Source organism: Nocardioides kribbensis, from assembly GCF_015070375.1.
Taxonomy (GTDB): domain Bacteria; phylum Actinomycetota; class Actinomycetes; order Propionibacteriales; family Nocardioidaceae; genus Nocardioides; species Nocardioides kribbensis.
This window is the reverse complement of sequence record NZ_JADCLL010000002.1, coordinates 500,466-525,379: the sequence shown is the minus strand read 5'-3', so window position 1 is coordinate 525,379 and position 24,914 is coordinate 500,466. Positions and strand designations below refer to the sequence as shown.

The window sequence follows — 24,914 nt, the reverse complement described above, 5'->3', positions numbered from 1 at the left end:
CGCCGCCCGTGCGGACGGTGGACCGGGCGTGTCGGCCGGTGTGTCAGACGGTGTGTCGACCGGCGTGTGGGCCGGTGTCTCAGTTGGCGGCGTCGAAGGCCTCGCGCACCTCGGCGGAGACGCGGCCGCGGTCGGGCACCTCGTAGCCGTTGGAGCGGGCCCACTCGCGGATCTCCTTGGCGCTGGGGCCCCCGTCGGCCGAGCCGGCCGAGCCGTTGCCCGCGGCGCCGGCGGAGGCCTTGCGGCCGCGGCGGGCCGAGCCCGACACCTTGCGCGCGTGCCCGACGTAGGGCGCCAGGGCCTCGCGAAGCTCCGTGGCGTGCTCGTCGGTGAGGTCGATCTCGTAGGTCGTGCCGTCGAGACCGAAGGTCACCGTCTCGCTGGCCTCGCTGCCGTCGAGGTCGTCCTCGAGGACGATGTGGATCTTCTGCGCCATTGCTCTGCGACCTCCGTGAATTCGACGCCGAAGCGTCGTCGAATTGAATTCCTGCGAGATCGATGATGCCAGAGGGGCGACGTCGACAAACAATTGTCACGGGTAAAGGATTCACGCCGCTTTTTGCCGAAGCGCTTGCGGCGACTAATGAATGCGACGACGTCGGCTAAAAGGTCCCGCGACGACCTCGAGGACGATCAGCAATTGCGCGCGTGCACCAGGGCCAGGCCCCGCAGGGTGAGCCACGGGTCGTGGTGGGTGAAGCAGGAGCATTCGGCCAGGACGAGGTCGGAGAGATATCCGGTCGCCACGACGGTGACCGTGTCGTTCTCGGCGCCGAGCTCGGAGACCATGCGGCTCACGATTCCCTCGACGCTGGCCGCGACCCCGAAGAGCATGCCCGACTGCAGCGCCTCGACGGTGTTCTTGGCGATCACCGAGCGGGGCCTGAGCAATTCGACGGTGCGCAGCTGGGCGCCGCGTCGCCCGAGCGCCTCGAGGGATATCTCGATGCCGGGCGAGATGGCGCCGCCGACGTACTGACCGCGGGCACTGACCACGTCGAAGGTCGTGGCCGTGCCGCCGAAGTCGACCACGATGGCGGGGCCGCCGTGGAGGGTGGCGGCGGCCAGGGCGTTGACGATGCGGTCGGAGCCCACCTCGCGCGGGTTGTCGGTGAGCACCGGCACGCCGGTGCGGACCCCGGGCTCCACGACGACGTGGGGCACGTCGGGGAAGTGCCGGGCGAGCATGTCGCGCCACTCGTGCAGCACCGTCGGCACGGTGGCGCAGACCGCGACGCCGGAGACGGTGTCGGCGGCAGGGCCGCCGGGAGCGCCGGCCAGGAGGCCGCGCAGCAGCACCGCCCACTCGTCGGCGGTGCGGCGGGCGTCGGTGCCGACGCGCCAGTCGGCCAGGACCTGCCCGGGGGCGCCGGGCTCGACCGCCGGGTCGAGCAGCCCCAGGACGGTGTGGCTGTTGCCGATGTCGGCGCACAGCAGGCTCACGGCTCAGACGTCCCGGAGGTCGAGCCCGAGGTCGAAGACCGCGACCGAGTGGGTCAGCGCGCCGGAGGAGATGAAGTCGACGCCGGTCTCGGCGACCGCGCGGGCGCGGGCGAGGGTCAGCCCGCCGGAGGCCTCGAGGGTGGCGCGGCCGGCGGTGAGCCGGACGGCCTCGGCCATCGTGGCGTCGTCCATGTTGTCGAGCAGGATCTCGCGGCAGCCGGCCTCCAGCAGCTCGCGCAGCTGGTCGAGGTCGGTGACCTCGACCTCGACGCGCAGGTCGGGGTGCGCCTCGCGCACGGCGCGGTAGGCCGGCACGACGCCGCCGGCGGCCACGACGTGGTTGTCCTTGACCATCGCCATGTCGGTGAGCGACATGCGGTGGTTGACCCCGCCGCCGCAGCGCACGGCGTACTTCTGCAGGGCGCGGTAGGTCGGCAGCGTCTTGCGGGTGTCGAGCACGCGGGCGCGGGTGCCCTCGAGGGCGTCGACCCACGCCGCGGTGGCGGTGGCGACGCCGGAGAGGTGGCTGGCGTAGTTGAGCGCCGTGCGCTCGGCGGTGAGCAGGCCGCGGGTCGGGCCGGCCACGCTCATCACGACGTCGCCGGGGGCGACCCGGGTGCCGTCGGGCACGCGACGGGTGACCTCGACGGCGTCGCCGAGGACGAGACGGAAGACCAGCTCGGCGATGCCGAGGCCGGCGACCACGCCGGCGTGGCGTGCCCCGAAGTCGCCCTCGCCGCGGGCCTCGGCGGGGATGGTGGCCGTCGAGGTGACGTCGCCCGCGGCCACGCCGCCGGGCAGGTCCTCGGCCAGCGCCGCGACGACCGCGTCGTGCACCGCACGCGGGTCGAGACCCGCCTCGGCCAGCTCGGCCAGGAGCGGCCCCGGCAGCTCGTCGTACGGCGTGAGGCCCGGGAGGGTGCCGGGTCGGGTCGCGGTCTCGTGGCTGCTCATCGCGGTCCTCCGGTGGTCACGGGTGCGGGGGTGGGACCCGCCGCGGGGTCGGTGGCGGGGGCCGGCACGTGGCGCAGGGCGAGCACGCCCTCGCGCAGGGTGGCGTCGACGTGGCCGGCCCAGCGGGCGTCGTCGCGCTCGGGGAAGTCCTCGCGCCAGTGCGAGCCGCGGGTCTCCTCGCGCAGCAGCGCCGCCCCGGCCAGCGCCGTGCTGAGGGTGACCAGGTTGGTGGTCTCCCAGGCCGCGACGTCGACGGCGGTCGCCGGCTCGGCGGCCAGGGCGGCCACCTCCTCGGCGGCGGCGGTGAGGCCGGCGGCGCTGCGCAGCACCCCGGCACGGGCGGTCATCGTCTCCTGCAGGCGGGGTCGCACGGCGGCGTCGACCAGGCCGGGGGCGCGGCCGTCGTCGGCGGGGTCGAGCGGCTCGCTCCAGCCGCGCAGCTCACCGGGCAGCACCGAGGCGATGCGGCGGGAGAAGACGAGGCCCTCGAGCAGGGAGTTGGAGGCCAGGCGGTTGGCGCCGTGCACGCCGGAGCAGGCGACCTCGCCGGTGGCGTAGAGGCCCGGCACGTCGGTGCGGCCCCACAGGTCGGTGGCGACGCCGCCCGAGGCGTAGTGGCAGGCCGGGGCGACCGGGATCAGGTCGGTGACGGGGTCGACGCCGTGGGAGCGGGCGGTGGCCAGGATGGTCGGGAAGCGGCGCTCCCAGAAGCGGGCGACGGCGGCCGGGTCGTCGGGGTCCTCGCCGAGGTGGCGGGCGTCGAGCCACATGTGGGCGCGGCCGGTCTCGTGCATGCGGCGCGTGATGGCCTTGGCCACGACGTCGCGCGGGGCGAGGTCGGCCAGCTCGTGCACGCCGCGCATGAAGGCCGTGCCGCCGTCCTCGGGCGCGCCGTCGACGAGCACGGCGCCCTCGCCGCGCACGGCCTCGGAGATGAGCGGCTGCTGGCCCAGCGAGTGCGGCCCGAGGTACATGACGGTGGGGTGGAACTGCACGAACTCCAGGTCGCGCAGCCGGGCCCCGGCTCGCAGGGCCAGGGCGGTGCCGTCGCCGGTGGAGACCGCCGGGTTGGTGGTCTGGGAGAAGACCTGGCCCAGGCCGCCGCTGGCCAGCACCACCGCGCGGCAGCGCACGGCACCCACGCCGTCACGCTGGCCCTCGCCCATCACGTGCAGCGTGACGCCCGCCACGCCGCCGCTGCCGACGGGCCCGTCGAGCAGCAGGTCGACGGCCAGCGCGTGCTCGACCACCTCGATCTCCGGGGCCCGCGCGACCGCGGCGATCAGCGCCCGCTGGATCTCCGCACCGGTCGCGTCGCCGCCCGCGTGGGCGATGCGGTCGCGGTGGTGACCGCCCTCGCGGGTCAGCGACAGCTCGCCGTCGGGGGCGTGGTCGAACTGCGCGCCCAGCGCGATCAGCTCGCGCACGGCCTCCGGCCCCTCGGTCACCAGCGCGCGCACGGCCTCGGCGTCGCAGGCGCCCGCCCCGGCGACCAGGGTGTCGATCTCGTGCTCGGCGGGGGTGTCGCCCGGGCCGAGGGCCGCGGCGATGCCGCCCTGGGCCCACTGCGTCGAGCCCGCGGCGAGCACGTCCTTGGTGACGACCAGGACCTTCTCGACCCGGTCCTTGAGCCGCAGCGCGGCGGTCAGGCCCGCGATGCCGGAGCCGATGACCACCACGTCGGCCCGCGTCGTCCACCCCGGGGCGGGGGCGGCGAGGCGGCCGGGCAGACCACCGGGCTGGGCGCCGGGCTGGGCGCCGGGCTGGGCTGCGGGTCGGGCGGGCGCGTCGGGCATCGTCGAAGGCTAGCGCCCGGCCACGGTGTCGCCGCGGACCAGACCGGAGCCCGCGACGGCCTCGGCCGGGTCGAAGCCGGTGGCCAGGATCTTGTTGTCGGCGTCGACGAAGACCACGTGGGGCCGGTGGGTGCGGGCCTCGGCGGTCTCCATCTGGCCGTAGGCGATGAGGATGACCAGGTCGCCGGGGTGCACGAGCCGGGCCGCGGCGCCGTTGATGCCGAGCACGCCCGAGCCGCGCTCGCCGGCGATGGTGTAGGTCTCCAGGCGCGCGCCGTTGGTGATGTCGACGATGTGGACCAGCTCGCCGGGCAGCAGGTCGGCGGCGTCGAGGAGGTCCTCGTCGACGGTGACCGAGCCGACGTAGTGCAGGTCGGCCTGCGTCACGGTCGCGCGGTGGATCTTGCTGGTCATCATGGTGCGCAGCATCAGGAGGCTCCTGCGGTCTGGTGGCCCGGGCCGGTCGGCCCGAGGGCGAGGGGGAGGTTGTCGATGAGGCGGGTGGTGCCGACGCGGGCGGCGACCAGCACGCGGGCGGGGGCGCCCGGCTCCGGCTGCGCGGGCGGGTCGGCCAGGTCGGGGTCGGTGAGCACGAGGTAGTCCAGGTCGAGGCCGGGCTCGGCGTCGACCTCCGCGCGGGCGGCGGCCAGGGCGGCGGGGGCCGCCTGCGCCGGGTCGGTCGACGCCGCCGCGTCCTGCGCGGCCCGCAGGGCGCGGCTCAGGGCGAGGGCGGCGCGCCTGTGGTCGGGCTCGAGGAAGCGGTTGCGGCTGGAGAGGGCCAGGCCGTCGTCGTCGCGCCGGGTCGGGGCGCCGACCACGTCCACGCCGAGGCACAGGTCGGCCACCATCCGGCGTACGAGCGTGAGCTGCTGGTAGTCCTTCTCGCCGAAGACGGCGACGTCGGGACGCACCAGGCCGAGCAGCTTGGCCACCACGGTGAGCACGCCGCGGAAGTGGCCCGGACGGGTCCGGCCCTCGAGCACCGAGCCCAGCGGGCCGGGCTCGACCGTCACCTGCGGCTCGCGGACCTGCGGCCAGCCGGGGTACATCTCCTCCGCCGACGGGGCGAAGACCACGTCGACGCCCTCGCGGGCGCAGACCTCGAGGTCGGCCTCGAGCGTGCGGGGGTAGCGGTCGAGGTCCTCGCCCGGCGCGAACTGCAGCGGGTTGACGAAGACCGAGGCGACCACCGCCCCCCGGGCCCCGGCGTGCTCGCGCGCGAGCCGGGCCAGGCTGGCGTGGCCCTCGTGCAGGGCGCCCATGGTCGGCACGAACGCCACCGGCTCCCCCGCCGCCCGCACCCCGGCGAGCGCCGCGGCGAGCTCGGCGCGGTCGCGGGCCAGGACGGGCCCGGACCCGGTCGGGGGACCGGGCCGGGCGCTGGTCGCGGTGCTGGTCGCGGTGGTGGTCGCGGTGGTGCCGGTCGTCGTGCCGGGCGCGGTCACCGGGGGTCCCCGGCGCGGTGGCGGCGTGGAGCCGGCTCGGCGTGCGGCGCCCCGGCGAGGGCCGCGTCGAGCGCGCGGGTGATCTTCACGGCCCGCAGCGGCAGCAGGCGAGCGTCGGCCACCGCGCGGTCGAGGGTGGCGCGCGCCATCGCGACGTACGACGGGAGCGTGTGGGCGGCGTTGGCGGCGAGGTCCTCGAGGTGGGCCTGCACCGTGCCGACGTCGCCGCGCACGATCGGGCCGGTGAGCGCGGCGTCGCCCCGGTCGAGGGCGTTGTCGAGCGCCGCGGTGAGCAGCGGGCGCAGCGTGCCGGCGGGGTCGTCGGCGCCGGCCGCGGCCAGCATCTCCATGGCCTCGCTGACCAGCGTCACCAGGTGGTTGGCGCCGTGGGCAAGGCCCGCGTGGTAGAGCGTGCGCATCTCCTCGGGCACGCTCATCAGCCGCCCGCCCAGACCGGCGGCGAGGCGCTCGGCCATCGCGCGCTCGGCCGGCGCGGCGGTCACGCCGAGGACGCAGCCGGAGAGCCGCTCGAGGTCGACGGCGGTGCCGGTGAAGGTCATCGCGGGGTGCAGCGCGAGCACGCGGGCGCCGACGCGCTCGGCGGGGGCGAGCACCGCGAGCCCGTGGCGGCCGGAGGTGTGCACGACGTGCTGGCCCGGGCGCAGGGCGCCGCTGGCGGCGAGCATGGAGACGACGTTGTCGAGCATGTCGTCAGGCACCGTGAGCAGCAGGACGTCGCAGGCGCGGGCGACCGCGGTGGGCTTGGCGCCGGCGACGCCGGGCAGCAGCGTGGCGATGCGCTCGAGCGAGGCGGGCGACTCCCCCGCGGCGGCGACGACCTCGTGGCCGGCGGAGCGCAGCCGCGCGGCGAGCACGGCACCGACCCGGCCGGCGCCGACGACGCCGATGCGGAGGGGGGCGGTGGTGGACGCGGCGGGGTGCCGGGGTGCGGGGGCGACCGGGGTGGGGTCGGGACCGGGGGCAGGGCTGTGCGCGGGTGTGACCATGACCGTGACCTTTCGTTTCAGTCCCTCCGACCACCTCCGTCGCCACGCTGCCGGTCGTGCTGGCTGCGGGTCGGGAGGCCGGGGTGGGTACCGAACGGTGAGCTCGTCAGATGCACCACGAATCTACGCCGACCGCCCTCGCGGGGTAAGGCGATCGGGTGTGACCTGGCCGACAGGCCGTGCGCGCGGGTCTCAGCCGACCTGGAGCGGGCGCGGCGCGCGCGGCAGCCAGGTCTGCGTGACGTGGTCGACGATGTGGACGCCCTCGGGAGCGGTGATCTCGTGCACTCCGTCGGGCACGACGCCCTGGCGCAGCGACTGGAAGACCGCCCACTCGCGACGCTTGCGCTTGTTGCGGAAGCTGGTGGCGAAGGATTCGGGGTCGGTCCAGTGGGCGAACTCGTCGGAGTCGAGGAACTTCAGCTCCACGCACAGCCCGTGGGGCAGCCCGATCGAGCGGCACTGCTCCGGGGTCGAGCGGATCTCCCACTCGAAGGCCTTGGTGAAGACGAAGTCGGGACCGACGGGGTAGCCCCACTCCTCGGCGTTGCGCAGGCCGAGGTCGAGGTAGCCGTGGGAGTCGCTGTCGAGGTAGAGCCCGTGGCGCGGCACGCGGATGATCGACTGCACGTCGCCGACCTGCCAGGCGAGGTCGCCGAGCGAGACCTCGCCCTCGGTGGTGAGGACCATGTCGCCGTCCCACTTCCAGGAGTAGCGCGTGGCGACCTGGGCGAAGCACCAGTTGTAGAAGTACGACAGCGAGTGCACCGAGAGCTCGTGGGTGGCGAGGTGCTCGGCGCCCGCGCGCGCGACCGCGAAGGGGTACGTCGCCTGGCGCAGCCGGTGACCCAGCCCGGCCCGCTCGGCGGTCGCGGCGGCCACCTCCGGGGATCCGTCGGTCGACCCGTTGTCGACCACGAGCACCTCGTCGCAGGCACGCAGCAGCGGCGGGAGCACGAAGGGCAGGGCGCGGGCCTCGTCCTTGACGCGCAGCACGGCGGTGGAGCCGGCCCGCAGGCCGTCGGGGCGGTGCCAGGGCCAGGTGATGTCGAAGTCGGCGTGGCCCTCGAGGTTGCGCAGGCCGTCGGGGTGGCGGATGGCGTTCACGGCGGGGTCCTCAGCGCTCGCGGCCGGCGGCCTTGCGCAGCCCGCGGCGCACCGGGGCCGGCACCATCGCCCGCAGGCCGTGGGGCACCCGGTCGGCGGCGCGCACCGGGGCGTCGGGGGCCGGCGCGTCGCCCGGCTTCGGGCCGCCGGGGCCGCCCTGGCCGCCGGGGCCGGCCTGGCCGCCACCGGGGCCGCGACCGCCCTGGCGCATCCGGTGCTCCGTGGCGACGACCGAGGAGCGGCTGATCGCCTCGGCCTCGGCGTACAGGTCGGTGTAGCCCTGGCGCAGCTGGTCGAGGGCCTCGTGCACGGCCGGCTGGTCGCCGCCGGGCTCGGCGAGCTTGTTGAGCTCCGACCAGGTCTCGGCGGTGAGCTCGTGCAGGCGCGGGGGCAGGGCGAGGTCGTCGAGGGTCTGGGTGACGCGGCGCAGGCCGGGGTCGACGAAGCGGTGGCCGTCGCGGATCTGCTCGCTGGTGGCGTGCAGGACGTGCTGGAGCTGCAGCTGCTCGCCCACGCGCATCGTCTCGCGGGTCCAGTCGTCGAGCAGGTCGGAGTAGCGCACGAAGACGCGACCGCCGTCGGCGACGGACTCGCGGGTGGCGCGCTCGGTGTGGAGCAGCATGTTGAGCCAGGAGCTGGCCAGGTGGGCCGAGCCGAGCCGGTTGGCGTAGTACTTCTGCTTGCTCCCCACCACCTCCGCGGGCGGGCGGAGCATGGTGGCGAAGACCGGGGTGGCGCCGCTGCGGATCGCCGCGACCCGCCACAGCGACAGGAACCAGCTCAGCCGGGGGTCCTTGACCACGAGCTCGCTGGCCACCTCGAAGTGCGACTCCAGCCACTGGGCGGTGCGGATCCGCTCGGGCTCGCGGGTGGAGATGCGGCCGGTCTCGAACCACGCGTCGGGTCGCGAGTCGCTGACCTGCACGACCGCCTCGCGCAGCAGGCGGGTGTGGTGCTCGACGGCCCAGGCCGGCTCACCGAAGCCCTTGGGGTTGGTCTCGTCGGGCACGACCTCCGGCTTGGGCACGTGCAGGCCGAGGATCTGCATCAGGCCGGCCATCGTGCTCGTGCCGCTGCGGCCCGCGCCCGCGACGAAGAGCACCTTGCGCGGGTGGTCGGCGGGGTCCGGGGTGGGCGGCACGGTGGCGTCAGGCAGGGCGGTCACGGGAGGGGAGCCTACTGCCGATCGGGCCCGCCACTACGGTGGGCGCGTGAGGCTGCGCCGACGCGATCCCCGACGCGGGCCTGCGGACGGTCCCGCAGACGGTCCGGCCGAGGGTCCGGCCCAGGGTCCGGCCGACGGTCCCGTGATCAGCGTGGTCGTGCCCGTGCACGACGTCGCCGCCTACCTGCCCGCCTGCCTCGACAGCGTCCTGGCCCAGAGCCACCGCGCGCTCGAGGTGGTCGTCGTCGACGACGGCTCCACCGACGGGTCGGGCGCCGTCGCCGACGCCTACGCCGAGCAGGACGCCCGCGTGCGCGTCGTGCACCAGGCCAACAAGGGCCTCGGCGCCGCCCGCAACGCCGGCCTGGCCCACGCCACCGGCGCGCTGCTGGCCTTCGCCGACTCCGACGACGTCGTGCCGCCCGACGCCTACGCCACCATGCTCGAGGCCCTGCGGCGCGACGACAGCGACCTGGTCACCGGCTCGGTGGCGCGCTGGGAGGACGGCCGGCTCACCGAGCCGCCCTGGATGCGCCGGCTGCACCGCGAGCGCCGCGCCCTCGGGATCGCGGAGCTGCCCGAGCTGATGGGCGACGTCTTCGCCTGGAACAAGCTCTGGTCACGGGCCTTCTGGGACACCGCGGGCCTCACCTGGCCCGAGGGGGTGCGCTACGAGGACCAGCCCACGCTGACCCGGGCCTACCTCGCCGCGCGGCGCATCAGCGTGCTGCCCGAGGTGGTCTACCACTGGCGCATCCGCACCGACGGCAGCTCCATCACCCAGCAGCGCTCCTCGCTGGCCGACCTCACCGACCGCTGGTCGACCAAGCGCGACTCGCTGCGCAGCGTCGAGCAGTGGGCGGCCGGCGCCCCGGCCGCGACGGGGGGCGAGGTGGTCGACGTCATGCGCGACCGCGTGCTGGCCGGCGACCTGCACCGCTACTTCACCGAGATCCCCGGCTGCGACGACGCGTGGTGGGAGCTGCTGCGCTCCGGCGTGCTCTCGCTGTGGGGGGCGGGAGCCCCCGGCGGCCGCGGGCCCACGTCGCTGACCGCCTCCGGCCTGCCGCCGGTGCACCGGCTGACCGGGTGGCTCGTGGAGCAGGGCCGGCGCGAGGACGCCGCGGCGGTCATGGCGTGGATGGCCGAGCACCCCGGCCCCGCCCCCCGCACCTCCGGCCCCGACGGGGCGCGGCTCGCGCTGCCCGTCCTCGACCCCGCCACCCTCGACCCCGCCGCCGTCGCCCTGCGGGCGAACGAGGTCTGAGGCGGTCGATCGGCGCGGCGGCGGGTTTCACCAGCCGGCTGGTGAAACCCGCACCTGTCGGCCCACGCACGGGCCGACCAGTGCGGGTCCGGGCCGACAGGTGCCGCGGGCGGCGGGGCGTACGGCGTGCCCGCGGGTTTCACCGGCTGACCGGTGAAACCCGCACCTGTCGGCCCACGCGCGGGCCGACAGGTGCGGGTCTGGGCCGACAGGTGCCGCGGGTGGCGGGGTCGGACGGCCCGGGTGGTGCTGGTGGGACCGGTGGTGCCCCAGGGGGCGTGCGTCAGAGCAGGCCCTCGGACTGCAGGAAGTCGAGGGCGACGTCCTCGGTCTGCTCGCGGTCGACCGAGATCCGGCCGTTGAGCTCGGTGAGCTTCTCGGTGGTCAGCGCGGCCATGAGCGGGTTGAGCACGTCGGCGACGCCCGGGTTGGCGTCGAGGAACTCGTCGGAGACGGCCGGCACGAGGTTCTGGGCGGGCTGGATCTCCTGGTCGTCCTCGAGCACGACGAGCCCGAGGGACTCCAGCGTGCCGTCGGTGGTGCTGGTCTCGCCGAGCTCCGACTCGCCGTCGAGGACCGACTGGTAGGTCTGGTCGCTGGCGTAGCCCAGGGGCAGCACCTCGGTGACGTCGATGCCGTACTCGTCGACCAGGCCGCCCTCGCAGTCGAGGCGTCCCTCGCAGTCGGGGGCCGCGGCCAGCACGACCGACTCGCCCTCGAGGTCGGAGAGCTCGTCGACGTCGTTCTCCTCGGCGTAGTCCTGGGTCACGAAGAACGCGTTGGTGTCGGTGGCGGGCGAGACGTCGAGCAGGGTGATGCCGGCGGCCTCGAGCAGGTCGGCGCCGTCGGCCTTCAGCTCCTCGCCGTCACCGGTCTCGAAGGGCTCGGCGTCGTCGCCGTTCTCCCGGGCGTTGAGGGCGTTGACGATGCCGCCGACGTACTCCGGGACGACGTCGACGTCACCGGGGAAGGTGCCGAGGTAGGCGTCGCGGGCGTCGACGAGGTTGACGGTGGGCTCGTAGCCCGCGTCGGCGAGCAGCTGCTCGTACATCGAGGCGACCAGGGCCGCCTCGGGGAAGTTCTGGCTCGCGATGGTGACGGGGCCGCCACCGGCGGCGGGCTCGGAGCCCGTGGACTCCGAGGGGGACGACGACGAGGAGGCGTCGTCGGAGGCCGTGTCGTCGAGCTCGTCGCCGGCACAGGCGCTCGCGGCCAGCAGGGTGCCGGCGGAGAGCACCGCGGCCAGGGAACGTCGCAGCTTCATGGGGTGCACCTTCTGTGTCCCGCGGGCGGCGCCCGCGCGTGTCCGGTCGGCGGGCGGACCCGCGTCAGGGGCCGACGGCGTCGGCTAGGAGGAGACTGTAGGCGCCGCGACCGACGCCGGGGCTCCCCCGGACCGGCGAGGCCGACCCGTGGGACGCGCACCCGGCGACCCGGGAGGGGTGGCGAGGCGCTGCGCGAGGGCGGCGACCAGCTCGAGCAGCAGCGCGACCACGGCCACGACCACCGCGCCGGCGATGCCCTGGCCGTACTGGTTGCGCACGAAGCCGTCGGTGATGACCCGGCCCAGCCCGGGCCCGGCCACGAGCGCGGCGATGGTGGCGGTGGCCCACACCTGCACCAGGGCCAGGCGCAGCCCGGAGACCACCAGCGGCGTGGCCAGGGGCAGCTCGACGCGGCGGAACTTCTGCAGCCCCGTCATGCCCATGCCGTCGGCGGCCTGGCGCACGTCGGCGGGCACCTCGCGCACGGCGACGTAGGCGTTGGTGATGATCGGGGGCAGGGCGAAGAGGGTCAGCGCGACCAGCGTCGCGAGGCCGGCGCGGCCGTAGGGCCCCGCCTCGCGCACCCCGGGGAACCAGCCCTGGGTCCAGCCCCAGGCGTCGGCGGTGACGAGGAGCGCGAGGAGGGCGAAGGTCGGCACGGCCCGACCGATGTTGGAGATGTTGATGGCCAGGAAGCCGCCCCGGCCCAGGTGGCCCAGCCACAGCGCCACGGGGAGCCCGAGGGCGGCGGCCAGCCCGAGGGCGGTGACGGTGAGGAGCAGCTGCTGGAGCAGCAGCTCGAGCATGCCGCCGTCGCCGGTCCAGCTCCCAGCGGTCGTGAGGTAGGCCCACGCGTCCTGGAGCACCCTCATGCCCGCACCCCCCGGGTCCAGGGCGTCAGCACCCGCTGGGTCGCCACGAGCAGCACGTCGAGGACGATCGCGAGCACGACGCACAGCACCGCCGCGGTGAGCAGCTCGGCGCGGAAGTCGGTCAGCACGCCGTCCTTGATGAGGTTGCCCAGGCCGCCGTAGGAGACCAGGGAGCCGACCGTGGTGAGCGCGACCGTGGAGACGGTGGCCACGCGCAGCCCGGCCATGACGACCGGCAGCGCCAGCGGCAGCTCCACGCGCAGCAGCAGGCGGCCCGGGCCGTAGCCCAGGCCGGTGGCCGACTCACGGACCTCGTCGGGCACCGAGCGCAGCCCCTCGAGGAAGGCGCGCACGAGGATGGTCAGCGCGTAGAGCGCCAGCCCGATGACCACCGTCGTGGGCGAGAGGCCCGTGAAGGGCACCAGCAGCGGGAGCAGGGCCAGCGACGGCACGGTGTAGATGCCGGTCGAGACCGCGAGGATGGTCGACTCCAGCCGGGGCAGGCGCCGGGCGAGCACGGCCAGCGGGAAGGAGATCAGCAGGCCCGCCAGCACGGCGGCCACGGTGATCCACACGTGCTCCACGGTGGCGTCGACGATCTCGGACTGCCGGTCGGTGACGTACTGCCAGCAGAACCACTCGTTGGTCAGACGGCTGTAGCAGGACGGCCCGGCGTCGGCGGTCGGCACGACCAGCGCCGCGGCCTGCACGAGTAGGGTCACCGCATGGAACCTACCGGCTCCCCCGCGAGCCAGCCGATGATCCGGCTCTCGGGCGTGGGCAAGACCTACCCCGACGGCACCGTGGCGGTCCACGAGCTCGACCTCGAGGTCGGACGCGGCGAGCTGGTCTGCCTGGTCGGCCCGTCGGGCTGCGGCAAGTCGACGACGCTGAAGATGGTCAACCGGCTCATCGAGCCGACCACCGGGCGCATCGAGATCGACGGCGCCGACGTCACGGGCGTCGACCCCGTCGAGCTGCGCCGCGGCATCGGCTACGTCATCCAGCAGGTGGGCCTCTTCCCGCACCAGCGCATCGTCACCAACGTGATGACCGTGCCGCTGCTCTACGGCGAGTCCAAGGCGACCGCCCGCCGCCGCGCCGAGGAGCTCATGGACCTCGTCGGGCTCGACCCGTCGACCTACGGCGACCGCTACCCCCACCAGCTCTCCGGCGGCCAGCGCCAGCGTGTGGGCGTGGCCCGCGCGCTGGCCGCCGACCCGCCGGTGCTGCTCATGGACGAGCCCTTCGGCGCCGTCGACCCTGTCGTGCGGGTCAGGCTCCAGGACGAGTTCCTGCGCCTGCAGCGCGACCTGGGCAAGACCGTCGTGCTGGTCACCCACGACATCGACGAGGCCGTGCGCATGGGCGACCGCGTCGCGGTCTTCGCCACCGGCGGCCGCCTGGCGCAGTACGCCACCCCCGCGGAGCTCCTCGGCCGCCCCGCCGACGACTTCGTGGCCGACTTCGTGGGCTCGACCCGCGGGCTGCGCCGACTCACCGTCACCCCGATCGACCCCGCCCACCTCGAGCCCCTCGACGGTGTCAGCGCCGGTCAGCTGGGCGCGGCGGTCGACGTCGGCGCCACCCTGGAGGAGGCGCTGGCCGTGCTGCTGCGCGACGACAAGGGCATGGTCGGGGTCAAGGACGGCGCGCGCTTCGTCGGCGTGCTCACGCCCAACGGCGTGCACCGCGCCCTGCGCGCCTCACTGGGCTGAGGCACGGCCCCGTCCCCGCGGACGGGGGCCCTCGCGGCCCGGCCGGGCCCTCAGGCCTGGTCGGCGGGGGCCACCGGCACGTCGCGGTGCCAGGACTCGGTGACGTACGTCGTCACCCAGCCCATCGAGGTGTAGAGCCCGTCGGCGCCGGTGGAGGAGTCGGCGTCGACCTCGAGGCCCACGCGGTCGCGGTCGCGGCCGGCGGCGTCGGCGATGATCGTGCGCAGCAGGCCCTTGGCCACCCCGCGGCCGCGCGCCGCCTCCCGCACGCCGATGTAGGAGACGTAGGACCCGTCGGGCCCGTCGGCGCTCTCCGAGACCGTGCCGACCAGCGCACCGACCGCCTGGGGTGCGGCGCCGTCGTCGGCGCCGTCGAGCAGCTCGGCCAGCCACCAGTGGTCCCAGCGGTGGCCGGGGTCCTCGCGCAGCCGGTGCAGGAACTCGTCGAAGGTCTCCTCCCACGAGTTGAAGTGGTCGAGGAAGGCCTCCTCCAGGACGTCGTGGACGTCGCGCAGGTCCTCGTCGTCGGGCATGCCGCCGCCGGCGCGTCGCACCTGGCGGAAGCGCACGCCCTTGCGCTCCCACAGCGCGGGGTCGGGCACCAGCGAGGCCTCCTCGGCGGTGACCGGGCGGCTCATCTGCCACCAGGTGCGGACCTTGGCGAAGCCGCCCTCGGTGAGCCAGCGGGCCTGGCGCTCGTCGCCCTCGAAGGCGCCGGTGTCGATCTGCTGCACCTCGAGACCGCGCGCCTCGCCGACGGCACGGGCCTGGCCCACGGCCCACTCGACGAGCACGTCGGAGCAGGCGTCGGCCGTGCGGGCGGGCAGGTCGCGCTCGACGACGTGGACGAAGAGCATCCGGCCGCCGGCGCGGTCGTGCACGCTGCCCCAGGCACGGATCAGCCCGTCGGCGTCGCGCACCACGACGTTCTGCCGCGTGCGCAGTCCGCGCTCGGAGACCTCGACGAGCACGTCGTCGACGCTGGCGCCGGCCCAGCCGCGGCCGTGGCGCTCGTGGGCCCGCAGCAGCGTGGTGAGCCGCTCGACCTCGGCCCGGTCGGCCGGGTCGGGGCTGTCGACGCTCCAGTCGGCCGGGAGACCGGGAGGGTCGGGGACCAGCTCGACGGGGTCTTCTTCGAACCGGGACTCCTCGGGGATCACGAGGAGTCATCCTGCCGTACGCCGCGGCCGCGGTGGACCACCCCGTGGAGCGACGCGGCACCCGCGGGGCCCGCGGGCCGCCCGGGCCGGGAGGCTGGGCTCACGCGCGGCGGCGGCGGGTGGCCTCGGCGCTGCGCCAGGCGGCGGTGACGGTCTCGACCTCGGCGCGCAGCACGTCGATCTCGGCCTCGAGCTCGGCCATCCGCACGATCGCCTCGGCGGCGCGCTCCTCGGCGGCGTCGAGGCTGCGGGCGGTGAGGGCGCCCTCGCGCTCGAGCTCCTGGGCGCGCTTGGTCTCCGCGAGCAGGCGGCGGGTGGTCTCGGCGTCGTGCTTCTGGAGCTTGGCCAGCTCGGCCTCGAGCTCGGAGAGGGCGGTCTCGCGCTCGGCGAGGCGGGCCCCGAGCTCGGAGCGGACGTCGCCGACCTGCGCGGCGACGTGGGCGGCGTGCTCCACCGAGCGCTCCTCGGCCATGCGGCGGTAGGCCTGGGCCTGCTCGGCGCGGTCGCGGTTGGCGTCACGACGCGACTGGAGCAGCTCGGAGTAGGTGATGCGGGTGGCGGCCGCGCCCAGCAGGACCGCGCTCACCCCGGCGACGACGCCGGCGACCCACGAGCCGGACAGGGCCGCGGCGAGCACGACCACGGCCGCGACCACGAGCAGCAGGGTGGCGACCGTCAGGCGGGTGCTGCGCTGGCGTCGCCGCGAGGCCGACACGCTCGTCGGGGTGCTCGTCGGGGTGCTCGTAGGGGCGCTCGTGGGGCTGCTCGAGGGGGTGCGTCCCGTGCTCGGCTCCGTGGCGGGTGTGACGGACGGGGCCGAGGGGGAGGTCATGGCGACCAGACTAGGGCGACGGGTCGTCGCCACGGACGCGACACGCGCGCTCCAGGACCAGCCCTGCGACCAGGATGACCACCCCGGCCAGTGCGGCGACGGCCGAGCGGATCGCCCGGGCCTCGGCGAGCTCGGCGCGCAGCCCCAGCCAGCTGACGGCGTAGCCGGCGTAGAGCCCGCCGACCAGGGCGCCGACGTAGGCGCTCGCGCGCCCGAGCGCGAGGCGGTTGACGGCCCGGTGGGCCTCCATGCGCTCGTGGCGCACCTGGAGCGCGCGCCACGTGGCCCAGGCCGTCCAGGCCACGGCCGCGGCCACGACCAGCAGCGTGGCGGGCTGGGCCCACGACATCTGCGGCGCCGAGCCCGAGACCGCCTCGAGGACCGGACGCAGCAGCCAGCCCACGACGAGGGCGACCACGCCCGTCGCGGTCAGCGCCGCCGGCGAGGTCGGCCTCAGCCGCCGGGGGTCCTCCGGGTCACCGGAGGGACGCTCCGGTCCGTCGCCGGGGTCAGGGGTGCGGTCGGGCCCGGGGGCCACGACTCACTCGACCTCGAGGTGGAGGTCGTCGCGCAGGGCGACGCCGTCCATGCCGACCGCGGTGAGCAGCTCGGCGATGGGGCCGGCCTCGGGCAGCGTGGCGTCGGGCTCGAGGTCGAACCAGGGCTTGAGCACGAAGGCCCGCTCCTTGGCCCGCGGGTGGGGCAGGCGCAGCGACGGCTCGTCGCTGCGACGGTCGCCGACGACGACCAGGTCGACGTCGAGGGTGCGCGGGGAGTTGGGCACGTCGGTGCGCTCACGCTCGAAGGCGTCCTCGATGGCCAGCGCGCGGTCCATGAGGCGGTTGGCGGCCAGCGTGGTGTCGATGAGCACCACGGCGTTGAGGAACTTCTCCGACCCCTCGGGGCAGCCCACGGGCTCGGTCTCGTAGACCGGGGAGACGCCGGTGACCCACACGTCGGGGGTGTCGGCGATGGCGTTGACCGCGCCCTGGAGGGCGGCGAGGCGCTCCCCGAGGTTGGACCCGATGGCCAGCACCGCGCGACGGATCGGGCGCATCTCACCGGTGAGGGTGTCGGCGTCGATGATGTGCGGGTTGGGGGTTTCGGTCACGTCGCGTCCTCGCGTCTTCGGGTGATCGTCAGTGCGACGTCCGCGAACGTCGCCTCGATGGGTGCATCCGGCTTGTGGATCGTCACCCGCGCCCATTCAACACGGTGATCCCTCAAGCAGACGTCGGCCACGCGTCCTGCGAGCGTCTCGATCAGGTCGACCGGGTCACGCTCGACGGCGGCCTTCACGTCGGCCACGAGACTCCCGTAGTCGACGGTGTCGTGCAAGTCGTCGGAGGCGGCCGCGGGGGTGGTGTCGAGGCCCAGCACGAGGTCGATGACGAAGGTCTGGCCCTCGCGCCGCTCGAACTCGAAGACCCCGTGGTGGCCCCAGCACTCCACCCCGAGCACGGCCAGCTCGTCACTCGTGCGCGGGCTCATGCGGGACTCCTGTCGTCGGGCTGCGCGGAGGGGGCCCGGAGCATCCGGGCCGCGGCCAGCGCGTCGCGCGCCGACCGTACGTCGTGGACCCGCACGCCCCACGCACCGGCCCCCGCGAGGTGGGCGAGCACCACGGCGTGGGCGTGCTCGCGCCCCTCGGGCTCGCGCGGCGCGCCGTCGGGGCCAGCCAGCAGGGCGCCCAGGAAGGACTTGCGGCTCGCGCCCACCAGCACCGGGTGGCCCAGCGCCAGCACCGGGTCAAGGTCGCGCAGCAGCTCCCAGTTGTGCTCGCCGCGCTTGGCGAAGCCCAGCCCGGGGTCGAGCACGATCCGGTCGTCGGCCACGCCGGCGGCGCGGATCGCCTCGACCCGCTCCTCCAGCTCCTCGCAGACCGCCGCCACCACCCCGCCGGGGCCGTCGTAGACGGCGAAGTCGCGCATGTGGTCGGCGTGGGCGCGCCAGTGCATCGCCACGTACGTCGCGCCCGCGGCCGCCGTCACGGTCAGGATCTCGGGGTCGGCCAGCCCGCCGGAGACGTCGTTGACGATCACCGCGCCGGCCTCCAGCGCCGCTGCGGCGACCTCGGCGCGCATGGTGTCGACCGAGACCACGGCACCCTCGGCGGCCAGCGCGGCGATCACCGGCACCACCCGGGCCAGTTCCTCGGCCACCAGCGGCCGGGTCGCGCCGGGGCGGGTCGACTCCCCGCCGATGTCGAGGACGTCGGCGCCGTCGGCCAGCAGCCGGCGCCCGTGGGCGACGGCGGCCGCGGGCTCGACGTAGCGCCCGCCGTCGGAGAAGGAGTCGGGGGTGACGTTGACGACGCCCATGACGCGGGGCCGGTCGAGCGGCAGCCGCAGCGACGCGGCCGCCGGGGAGGTCGCCCCCGGCGTGGTCTGCGGGGCCGGAGCGGCCGGCGGGGCCGGAGCGCCGCCCGGGCGGTCGCCGGTCACGTCAGTGGGTGCCGCGGATCAGCGCCATCGCCTCGGCGCGGGTGGGGCCGCTGTGCATGATGCCGCGCACGGCGGAGGTGATGGTGCGCGCGCCGTGCTTCCTGACCCCGCGCATGGTCATGCACAGGTGCTCGGCCTCGATCACGACGATGACGCCGCGGGCTTCCAGGATGTCCATGAGCGCGTCGGCGACCTGGGTGGTGAGCCGCTCCTGCACCTGCGGGCGCTTGGAGTAGACGTCGACCAGGCGCGCCAGCTTGGACAGTCCCGTGATCTTGCCGCTCGCGGCCGGGATGTAGCCGACGTGTGCGACCCCGGTGAAGGGCACGAGGTGGTGCTCGCACATCGACCACAGCTCGATGTCGCGCACGAGGACCATCTCGTCGTGGCCGAGGTCGAAGGTGGTCGAGAGCACCTCCTGCGGGGTCATCCGCAGGCCGGCGGTGAGCTCGGCGTAGGCGCGGGCGACGCGGGCCGGGGTCTCGCGCAGGCCCTCGCGGTCGGGGTCCTCGCCGATCGCGCAGAGCAGCTCGCGCACGGCGGCCTCGGCGCGCTCGTGGTCGAAGGCGGGGATCTCCTCGGGGGCGCGCTCGGGGGCGCTGATGCGGTCGGTCACGAGGTCATCCCTGCTGCGTGGGCGAGCCGGGGCTCGGCGGGGTGGGAGGCGCCGGCGGGGTGCCGTCGGGGCCGAGGCCGGGGTCGCCGTGGACGTCGCCGCCGGCCCCGGGCGGGGTCAGCACGACGCCGGCGGGTTGGTCGGCGGGGGCGCCGTTGCTGCGGGCGCGGTCGCGGATGGCCTGAGGGATCTCCACGGCCGGGATGTCGGAGGGGCGACGGTCGGGCGAGCCGGTCCAGGCCGGGCGCACCGGGCGGCGGCGCAGCGGCTCGAAGACGCGGGCCACCTCGGCCTTGTCGAGGGTCTCCTTGTCGAGCAGCTCGAGCACGAGGGCGTCGAGCACGTCGCGGTTCTCCTCGAGGATGTCGAAGGCCTCCTGGTGGGCGACGGCGAGGAAGTTCTTCGTCTCCTCGTCGACGATCGCGGCGACGTCCTCGGAGTAGTTGCGCGAGTGGCCCATGTCGCGGCCCAGGAACGGCTCGCCCTGGGTCTCGCCGAGCTTGATGGCCCCGAGGCGGTCGGTCATGCCGTACTGGGTGACCATGGCCCGCGCGAGGTTGGTGGCCTTCTCGATGTCGTTGCCGGCGCCGGTGGTGGGGTCGTGGAAGATCATCTCCTCCGCGGCGCGCCCGCCGAGCATGTAGGCCAGCTTGTCGAGCATCTCCGAGCGGGTCTGGGAGTACTTGTCCTCGTCGGGCAGCACCATCGTGTAGCCCAGCGCGCGACCGCGCGGGAGGATCGTGATCTTGTGCACCGGGTCGGTGCCGGGCAGGGCAGCGGCGACGAGGGCGTGGCCGCCCTCGTGGTAGGCCGTGATGAGCTTCTCCTTCTCGCTCATCAGGCGGGTGCGGCGCTGCGGGCCGGCGATGACGCGGTCGATGGCCTCGTCGAGGGCGGCGTCGGTGATCAGCTTGTCGTTGGTGCGCGCGGTGAGCAGCGCCGCCTCGTTGAGCACGTTGGCCAGGTCGGCGCCGGTGAAGCCCGGGGTGCGGCGCGCCACGGAGAGCAGGTCGATGTCGGGCGACATGGGCTTGCCGCGCGAGTGCACCTGGAGGATCTGGTGGCGCCCCGAGAGGTCGGGGGCGTCGACCTGGATCTGGCGGTCGAAGCGGCCCGGGCGCAGCAGCGCGGGGTCGAGCACGTCGGGGCGGTTGGTGGCGGCGATGAGGATGACCCCGCCGCGCACGTCGAAGCCGTCCATCTCGACGAGCAGCTGGTTGAGGGTCTGCTCGCGCTCGTCGTGGCCGCCGCCCATGCCGGCGCCGCGGTGACGACCCACGGCGTCGATCTCGTCGATGAAGACGATGGCCGGGGCGTTCTCCTTGGCCTGCTCGAACAGGTCGCGCACGCGGGAGGCGCCGACACCGACGAACATCTCGACGAAGTCGGAGCCGGAGATGGAGTAGAAGGGCACGCCGGCCTCGCCGGCCACGGCGCGCGCCAGCAGGGTCTTGCCGGTGCCGGGAGGGCCGTAGAGCAGCACGCCCTTGGGGATCTTGGCCCCGACGGCCTGGAACTTCGCCGGCTCCTGGAGGAACTCCTTGATCTCGCCGAGCTCCTCGATGGCCTCCTCGCAGCCGGCCACGTCGTTGAACGTCGACTTCGGCATGTCCTTGGAGATCAGCTTGGCCTTGGACTTGGCGAACTGCATGACGCCGCGGCCGCCGCCGCCCTGCATGCTGTTGAGCAGCCACAGGAAGATGATCACGATGATCACGATGGGCAGCACGGAGAAGAGGAACGAGCTGAGCAGGCTGGGTCGCGAGATCTCGGTCTTGACGTCGTCGATCGTGCCGGCGCGGTACTGCGCCTGCGCGGCGTTGACGAGGTCGCGCTGGGTGCCGTTGATCCAGTAGGTGGTGACCTCGGAGCCCTCGTCGCGCACGCCGTCGTCGAGGACGGCCTTGATCTGCTGGTCACCCCCGACGAAGGTGATCTCCTTGACGTCGCCGTCGGCGATGTACTTGCTCATCGTCGAGGCGTCGATCTCGTCGCCACCGCTGTTGGGCGCGAGGAACTGCAGGGCGAGCAGGACACCCACCACGGCGACGACGATCCACAACCAGGGACCCTTGAAAATGCGCTTCACGGACTTCTCTCGTCTTGTGCACGGCTGAACCCACGACGGTACAGGTGGCAGGCGTGGTCCAGTCTCTCAGGCGCTCGGTTGAGAGCGGCCTGAGAGACGCGGCGCCGGGTCGGCCCGCTCGGCCCGGCCGGGCCCGGTGGGGCGGCGGTCAGGAGTAGACGTGCGGCGCGAGCGTGCCGATGTCGCGCAGGTTGCGGTACTGCTCCTTGTAGTCCAGCCCGTAGCCCACGACGAACTCGTTGGGGATGTCCCAGCCGACGTACTTGACGTCGACGGGCATCTGCAGGGCCTCGGGCTTGCGCAGCAGGGTGCAGATCTCCACGCTCGCGGGGTTGCGGCTGGTGAGGTTGGAGGTCAGCCACGACAGGGTCAGGCCGGTGTCGATGATCTCGTCGACGATGATCACGTGACGCCCGGAGATGTCGGTGTCGAGGTCCTTGAGGATCCGCACGACGCCGCTCGACTTGGTGCCGGAGCCGTAGGACGACACCGCCATCCAGTCCATCTCGAGGTGGCGGCTGAAGCTGCGGGCCATGTCGGCCATCACCATCACCGCACCGCGCAGGATGCCGACGATCAGCAGGTCCTTGCCGGCGTAGTCGTCCTCGATCCGGGCGGCGAGCTCACCGAGCCGCTCCTGGATCTGGGCCTCGGTGAACAGCACGTTGACGAGGTCGTTCTCCACGTGGGCAGAGTCCATGGCGCAGAGCCTAGGGGCGCTGCGGGTCGGCGGCGACGGCGGGTCAGTGGCGACGGCGGGGCTTGTAGACCTCGACCGGCACCCGCGCGGAGCTGGAGCCCTTGAGCAGGTCGTTGCCGGCGTAGCTGGCGACGAAGGTGTAGTCGCCCCGGCCGAGACGACCCAGGTCGAGCACGACGGTGCCGTTGTCGCGCAGCTGGCCGCGCTCGACGACGCGACGACCGGCGGTGAGCACGACGGAGCCGCTGGGGGTCGCGGGGTCGCCGGCGGCGCTCACGCGCACGCTGACGCGCACCTTGTCGCCGAGCTCGACGCGGCGCGGGGCACGGGCGTCGGTGTCGGAGGCGACCGGCCGCTTGGTCAGCTCGACCTCGCCGATGCCGGCCTTCTCGCGGCGGGCGCGGTCGACGACGACGGTCTCCGTGTCGTAGCCGGGCTTGGAGAAGGTGACCTCGTAGCTGCCGCTGCGCACACGCAGGGCGAAGTAGCCGTGCGCGATGTCGTTGTCGGGCGAGGCGTAGGACAGGTCGCTGGCCACGACGTCGCCGGTGGCCAGGTCGACGGCGCGCACCTCGACGTCGTCGACGTGGCGACCGCGCTGGTCGACGACCGCGCCCTGCACCATCGCCCCGCCCGTGCCGGCGACCCGGGGGGCGACGCCCAGGCTGGACGCGGTGGCCGTGGTGCCGGGAGCGAGCATCGCCGTGGCGGCGAGGGTGGCGGCGGCGACGAGCGAGGTCGTGAGCATCTTCATCGGGGGGTCTCCGGGGGGAGCGGCGGGCGGGGGCCCGAGGGGGTCGGGTCCGGCGGGGTGGGCCGGGGGCGGCCGGGGGGCTGCCACGCAGACCATCGGCACGCCGGGTCGCCGACCTGAGGCGTTCGCCCAGCCCTGCCCGCGGGACGTCGAGCGGTCTGGACCGCCCGTCCCGGTCGGGCCCGGTCAGGCCACCGGGGGCGCCGTGATCCGCAGCAGGCCGTCGGCGCGGGTGCCGCGCAGGGGCCCGGGGAGGTCGATCCAGCGCTGGCCGTGCCAGTCGGTGACGAGCGCGTCGAGGGCGCGCACGTGCTCGTGGAGGAGCTCGGCGGCCGGTGCCCCGGCGTCGAGGGCGGCCAGGCGCAGGACGCGGCGGCGCAGGGCGTCGGGCCGGTCGGCGAGCTCGGCCACCGGCAGGGCGCCGTCGGGGCGGACCAGCCGGGCGTGCTCGACCTCGGCGAGGTCGTCGAGCAGGTCGGCGTCGGCGCGCAGCTGCTCGGCCGTGCGGGCCAGGGCCGCGGCCACGCCGGGGCCCAGGTGCTCCTCGAGGGCGGGCAGCACGGCGCGGCGCACCCGGACCCGCGCGTAGCCCGGGTCGTGGTTGTGCGGGTCGTCCCAGACGTCGAGGCCCTCGACCTGGCAGGCGGTGACCGTGTCGTCGCGGGCGACCTCGAGCAGCGGGCGGCGGTAGCGGTCGAAGCGGCGGCGCATCCCGGCCAGGGAGCGGGCGCCGGAGCCGCGGGCCAGCCCCAGCAGCACCGTCTCGGCCTGGTCGTCGCGGGTGTGGCCGAGCAGCACCGCGGCGGCGTCGAAGTGGGCGCCGACCCGGTCGAGCACGGCGTAGCGGGCCCGCCGCGCCGCTCCCTCGGGACCCTCGCCGTCGAGCACGACCTGCACCCGCGCCCCCGCCGTCTCGTCGGCGCCCAGCGCGGCCATCTGCTCCACCACGCGGGCGGCCTGCTCGGCCGAGCCCTCCTGCAGGCCGTGGTCGACCGTGACCCCGACGACGCGCCAGCCCCCCGCCCGCGACTCGTGCACCGTGGCGGCCAGCAGCGCGAGCGAGTCGGGCCCGCCGGAGCAGGCCACCACCACCGTCGCGCCCGCCGGGAGGTCGGCCAGCTCCCGGCGTACGGCGAGGCGGACCGCGGCGACCGCGGGGTGCAGCCTGGGCATCGCGCTCGACCCGGCCGGTCTCAGAGGACCCGGGCGACCCAGGCGGACGGGTCGTGGATCTCGGCCTTGCTCGGGAGGTTCTGCGGGCCGGCCCACACGGCGTTGAACTGCTCCATGCCGACCCGGTCGACGACGGTGCGCACGAAGGCGGCGCCGTCGCGGTACTGCGCCATCTTGGCGTCGAGGCCGAGCAGGCGGCGCAACAGGCGGTCGAGGGCGCCGACGCCCTTGCGGCGCTCGTCGAAGCGGCCGCGGATGTGCTCGACGCTCGGGATGACGCGGGGGCCGACGCCGTCCATGACCACGTCGGCGTGGCCCTCGAGCAGGCTCATGACGCCGGTGACCCGGTCCATCAGCTCCTTCTGCTCGGGGCTGCTCACCAGGTCCATCAGCGAGCCGCCCTCGCCGTCGCGACCGCGCGAGCGCAGCACCTCGCTGACCCGCTTGAGGCCGTCGTCGAGCATGCGGGAGGAGTCCATGGTGTCGGCGACCTGGCCGACCAGGGAGAAGAGGTGGTCGCGCATCCAGGGCACGGCGGTGAACTGCACGCGGTGGGTCTCCTCGTGCAGGCAGACCCAGAGCCGGAAGTCGGTGGGGTCGACGCCCAGCTCCCGCTCGACGTGCACGATGTTGGGGGCGACCAGCAGCAGCCGGCCCGACGGGGCGAAGAACGGGTCGAACTGGCCCAGCACCTTGCCGCCGAGGAAGCCGAGCAGCCCGCCGACCTCGAGACCGGTGATCCGCGAGCCCAGGGCCAGCGAGAGCCCCGAGGGGGGCTTCTTCTCCACCAGCTTGGCCACGACCGGGGCCAGCACCGCCTTGAAGCCGTCGGCGTTGGCCTGCACCCACCCGGCACGGTCGACCACGAGGACCGGCGCGGTGCCGTCGGGGGCGTCGAGGCCGGTGAAGTCGCGCACCAGCCCGGTGGAGCGGTGGGCGCCGGCGCGCAGCTCCTCCACGACGGCCGTCGCCTCGGCCCGCCCGACCGTGGGGCCGTCGCCGGCCAGGCGCGAGCCCAGCGAGACCGCGAGGTCCCAGTCGATGATCTCCGGGGTCTCCGGCGTGGGGGTGCTCATGGCCCCGAACCTATCCGTGGCGACCTGACCC

At 74.8% G+C, this 24,914-nt stretch carries 26 protein-coding genes; 2 read left to right on the top strand and 24 right to left on the bottom strand.

Annotated elements, in window-relative coordinates; genetic code table 11:
- Positions 1-79: 79 nt before the first annotated feature.
- The 9 genes from IR170_RS08050 to IR170_RS08010 all read right to left on the bottom strand — a co-directional run bounded on the left by IR170_RS08050 (position 80) and on the right by IR170_RS08010 (position 8,917).
- The gene (locus IR170_RS08050) at positions 80-436 is read right to left on the bottom strand and encodes a histone-like nucleoid-structuring protein Lsr2 (RefSeq protein WP_193661942.1); all 357 of its coding nucleotides are present in this window, start codon (positions 434-436) and stop codon (positions 80-82) included.
- A 197-nt stretch (positions 437-633) separates the two neighbouring features.
- Positions 634-1,443, bottom strand: a complete 810-nt coding sequence (locus IR170_RS08045; RefSeq protein WP_193661941.1) for a type III pantothenate kinase — start codon at positions 1,441-1,443, stop codon at positions 634-636.
- Between the two features lie 3 nt (positions 1,444-1,446).
- Positions 1,447-2,397: a carboxylating nicotinate-nucleotide diphosphorylase gene (nadC, locus tag IR170_RS08040; protein WP_193661940.1), complete on the bottom strand. Its 951-nt coding sequence runs from the start codon at positions 2,395-2,397 to the stop codon at positions 1,447-1,449.
- Positions 2,394-4,193, bottom strand: a complete 1,800-nt coding sequence (locus IR170_RS08035; RefSeq protein ID WP_193661939.1) for an L-aspartate oxidase — start codon at positions 4,191-4,193, stop codon at positions 2,394-2,396. Before IR170_RS08035 ends, nadC begins: the two co-directional genes overlap by 4 nt.
- A 9-nt stretch (positions 4,194-4,202) precedes the next feature.
- A complete protein-coding gene (gene panD / locus IR170_RS08030; protein ID WP_056864874.1) occupies positions 4,203-4,622 on the bottom strand; it encodes an aspartate 1-decarboxylase in 420 nt (139 codons plus the stop codon).
- Complete coding sequence (gene panC / locus IR170_RS08025) at positions 4,622-5,638, bottom strand: pantoate--beta-alanine ligase (protein WP_193661938.1); 1,017 nt, start codon at positions 5,636-5,638, stop codon at positions 4,622-4,624. Before panC ends, panD begins: the two co-directional genes overlap by 1 nt.
- Positions 5,635-6,645: a Rossmann-like and DUF2520 domain-containing protein gene (locus IR170_RS08020; protein WP_193661937.1), complete on the bottom strand. Its 1,011-nt coding sequence runs from the start codon at positions 6,643-6,645 to the stop codon at positions 5,635-5,637. Before IR170_RS08020 ends, panC begins: the two co-directional genes overlap by 4 nt.
- A gap of 192 nt (positions 6,646-6,837) precedes the next feature.
- Positions 6,838-7,752 (bottom strand): glycosyltransferase family protein, encoded by a 915-nt coding sequence (locus tag IR170_RS08015; RefSeq protein WP_193661936.1) that lies wholly within the window; start codon positions 7,750-7,752, stop codon positions 6,838-6,840.
- Positions 7,753-7,762: 10 nt separating this feature from the next.
- Positions 7,763-8,917, bottom strand: coding sequence for a sulfotransferase family protein (locus IR170_RS08010; protein ID WP_319804968.1), 1,155 nt, complete (start codon positions 8,915-8,917; stop codon positions 7,763-7,765).
- A 142-nt stretch (positions 8,918-9,059) separates the two neighbouring features.
- On the opposite strand from IR170_RS08010, the gene IR170_RS19900 reads away from it, so the two are divergent.
- Positions 9,060-10,184 carry a glycosyltransferase family 2 protein gene (locus tag IR170_RS19900; RefSeq protein WP_319804967.1) on the top strand — a complete coding sequence of 375 codons (1,125 nt, stop codon included), beginning with the start codon at positions 9,060-9,062 and terminating at the stop codon, positions 10,182-10,184.
- 283 nt (positions 10,185-10,467) lie between these two features.
- Here IR170_RS19900 and IR170_RS08000 read toward each other — a convergent pair whose 3' ends face one another.
- The 3 genes from IR170_RS08000 to IR170_RS07990 form a co-directional block, all read right to left on the bottom strand.
- Positions 10,468-11,448, bottom strand: coding sequence for an ABC transporter substrate-binding protein (locus IR170_RS08000; protein WP_056864879.1), 981 nt, complete (start codon positions 11,446-11,448; stop codon positions 10,468-10,470).
- A gap of 84 nt (positions 11,449-11,532) precedes the next feature.
- Positions 11,533-12,321 carry an ABC transporter permease gene (locus IR170_RS07995; protein WP_193661935.1) on the bottom strand — a complete coding sequence of 263 codons (789 nt, stop codon included), beginning with the start codon at positions 12,319-12,321 and terminating at the stop codon, positions 11,533-11,535.
- Entirely contained in the window at positions 12,318-13,043 is a 726-nt protein-coding gene (locus IR170_RS07990) for an ABC transporter permease (RefSeq protein WP_251532666.1), read from the bottom strand. Before IR170_RS07990 ends, IR170_RS07995 begins: the two co-directional genes overlap by 4 nt.
- Before the next feature lie 3 nt (positions 13,044-13,046).
- Between IR170_RS07990 and IR170_RS07985 the strand changes: the two genes are divergently transcribed.
- A complete protein-coding gene (locus IR170_RS07985; RefSeq protein ID WP_200919156.1) occupies positions 13,047-14,039 on the top strand; it encodes an ABC transporter ATP-binding protein in 993 nt (330 codons plus the stop codon).
- Positions 14,040-14,089: 50 nt separating this feature from the next.
- On the opposite strand, the gene IR170_RS20265 is transcribed toward IR170_RS07985, so the two are convergent.
- The 12 genes from IR170_RS20265 to IR170_RS07925 all read right to left on the bottom strand — a co-directional run bounded on the left by IR170_RS20265 (position 14,090) and on the right by IR170_RS07925 (position 24,883).
- Positions 14,090-15,199 carry a GNAT family N-acetyltransferase gene (locus tag IR170_RS20265; RefSeq protein ID WP_319804966.1) on the bottom strand — a complete coding sequence of 370 codons (1,110 nt, stop codon included), beginning with the start codon at positions 15,197-15,199 and terminating at the stop codon, positions 14,090-14,092.
- A 100-nt stretch (positions 15,200-15,299) separates the two neighbouring features.
- Positions 15,300-16,031, bottom strand: coding sequence for a hypothetical protein (locus IR170_RS07975; RefSeq protein ID WP_227488784.1), 732 nt, complete (start codon positions 16,029-16,031; stop codon positions 15,300-15,302).
- 10 nt (positions 16,032-16,041) lie between these two features.
- Entirely contained in the window at positions 16,042-16,569 is a 528-nt protein-coding gene (locus IR170_RS07970) for a DUF3180 domain-containing protein (RefSeq protein ID WP_193661934.1), read from the bottom strand.
- 3 nt (positions 16,570-16,572) lie between these two features.
- A complete protein-coding gene (gene folK, locus IR170_RS07965) occupies positions 16,573-17,142 on the bottom strand; it encodes a 2-amino-4-hydroxy-6-hydroxymethyldihydropteridine diphosphokinase (RefSeq protein WP_193661933.1) in 570 nt (189 codons plus the stop codon).
- A complete protein-coding gene (gene folB / locus IR170_RS07960) occupies positions 17,139-17,522 on the bottom strand; it encodes a dihydroneopterin aldolase (protein WP_056864883.1) in 384 nt (127 codons plus the stop codon). The genes folK and folB overlap by 4 nt, the downstream gene beginning before the upstream one ends.
- Positions 17,519-18,352, bottom strand: a complete 834-nt coding sequence (gene folP, locus IR170_RS07955) for a dihydropteroate synthase (protein WP_193662121.1) — start codon at positions 18,350-18,352, stop codon at positions 17,519-17,521. The genes folB and folP overlap by 4 nt, the downstream gene beginning before the upstream one ends.
- A gap of 124 nt (positions 18,353-18,476) precedes the next feature.
- Positions 18,477-19,091, bottom strand: a complete 615-nt coding sequence (folE, locus tag IR170_RS07950; protein ID WP_319804965.1) for a GTP cyclohydrolase I FolE — start codon at positions 19,089-19,091, stop codon at positions 18,477-18,479.
- Positions 19,092-19,095: 4 nt separating this feature from the next.
- Complete coding sequence (gene ftsH, locus IR170_RS07945) at positions 19,096-21,180, bottom strand: ATP-dependent zinc metalloprotease FtsH (protein ID WP_193661932.1); 2,085 nt, start codon at positions 21,178-21,180, stop codon at positions 19,096-19,098.
- A 148-nt stretch (positions 21,181-21,328) separates the two neighbouring features.
- A complete protein-coding gene (gene hpt / locus IR170_RS07940) occupies positions 21,329-21,880 on the bottom strand; it encodes a hypoxanthine phosphoribosyltransferase (protein ID WP_056864886.1) in 552 nt (183 codons plus the stop codon).
- A gap of 43 nt (positions 21,881-21,923) precedes the next feature.
- Positions 21,924-22,634: an Ig-like domain repeat protein gene (locus IR170_RS07935; RefSeq protein ID WP_193661931.1), complete on the bottom strand. Its 711-nt coding sequence runs from the start codon at positions 22,632-22,634 to the stop codon at positions 21,924-21,926.
- A gap of 186 nt (positions 22,635-22,820) precedes the next feature.
- A complete protein-coding gene (gene tilS, locus IR170_RS07930; RefSeq protein ID WP_193661930.1) occupies positions 22,821-23,807 on the bottom strand; it encodes a tRNA lysidine(34) synthetase TilS in 987 nt (328 codons plus the stop codon).
- A gap of 20 nt (positions 23,808-23,827) precedes the next feature.
- Positions 23,828-24,883, bottom strand: a complete 1,056-nt coding sequence (locus tag IR170_RS07925; RefSeq protein ID WP_193661929.1) for a zinc-dependent metalloprotease — start codon at positions 24,881-24,883, stop codon at positions 23,828-23,830.
- Between the last annotated feature and the right edge of the window lie 31 nt (positions 24,884-24,914).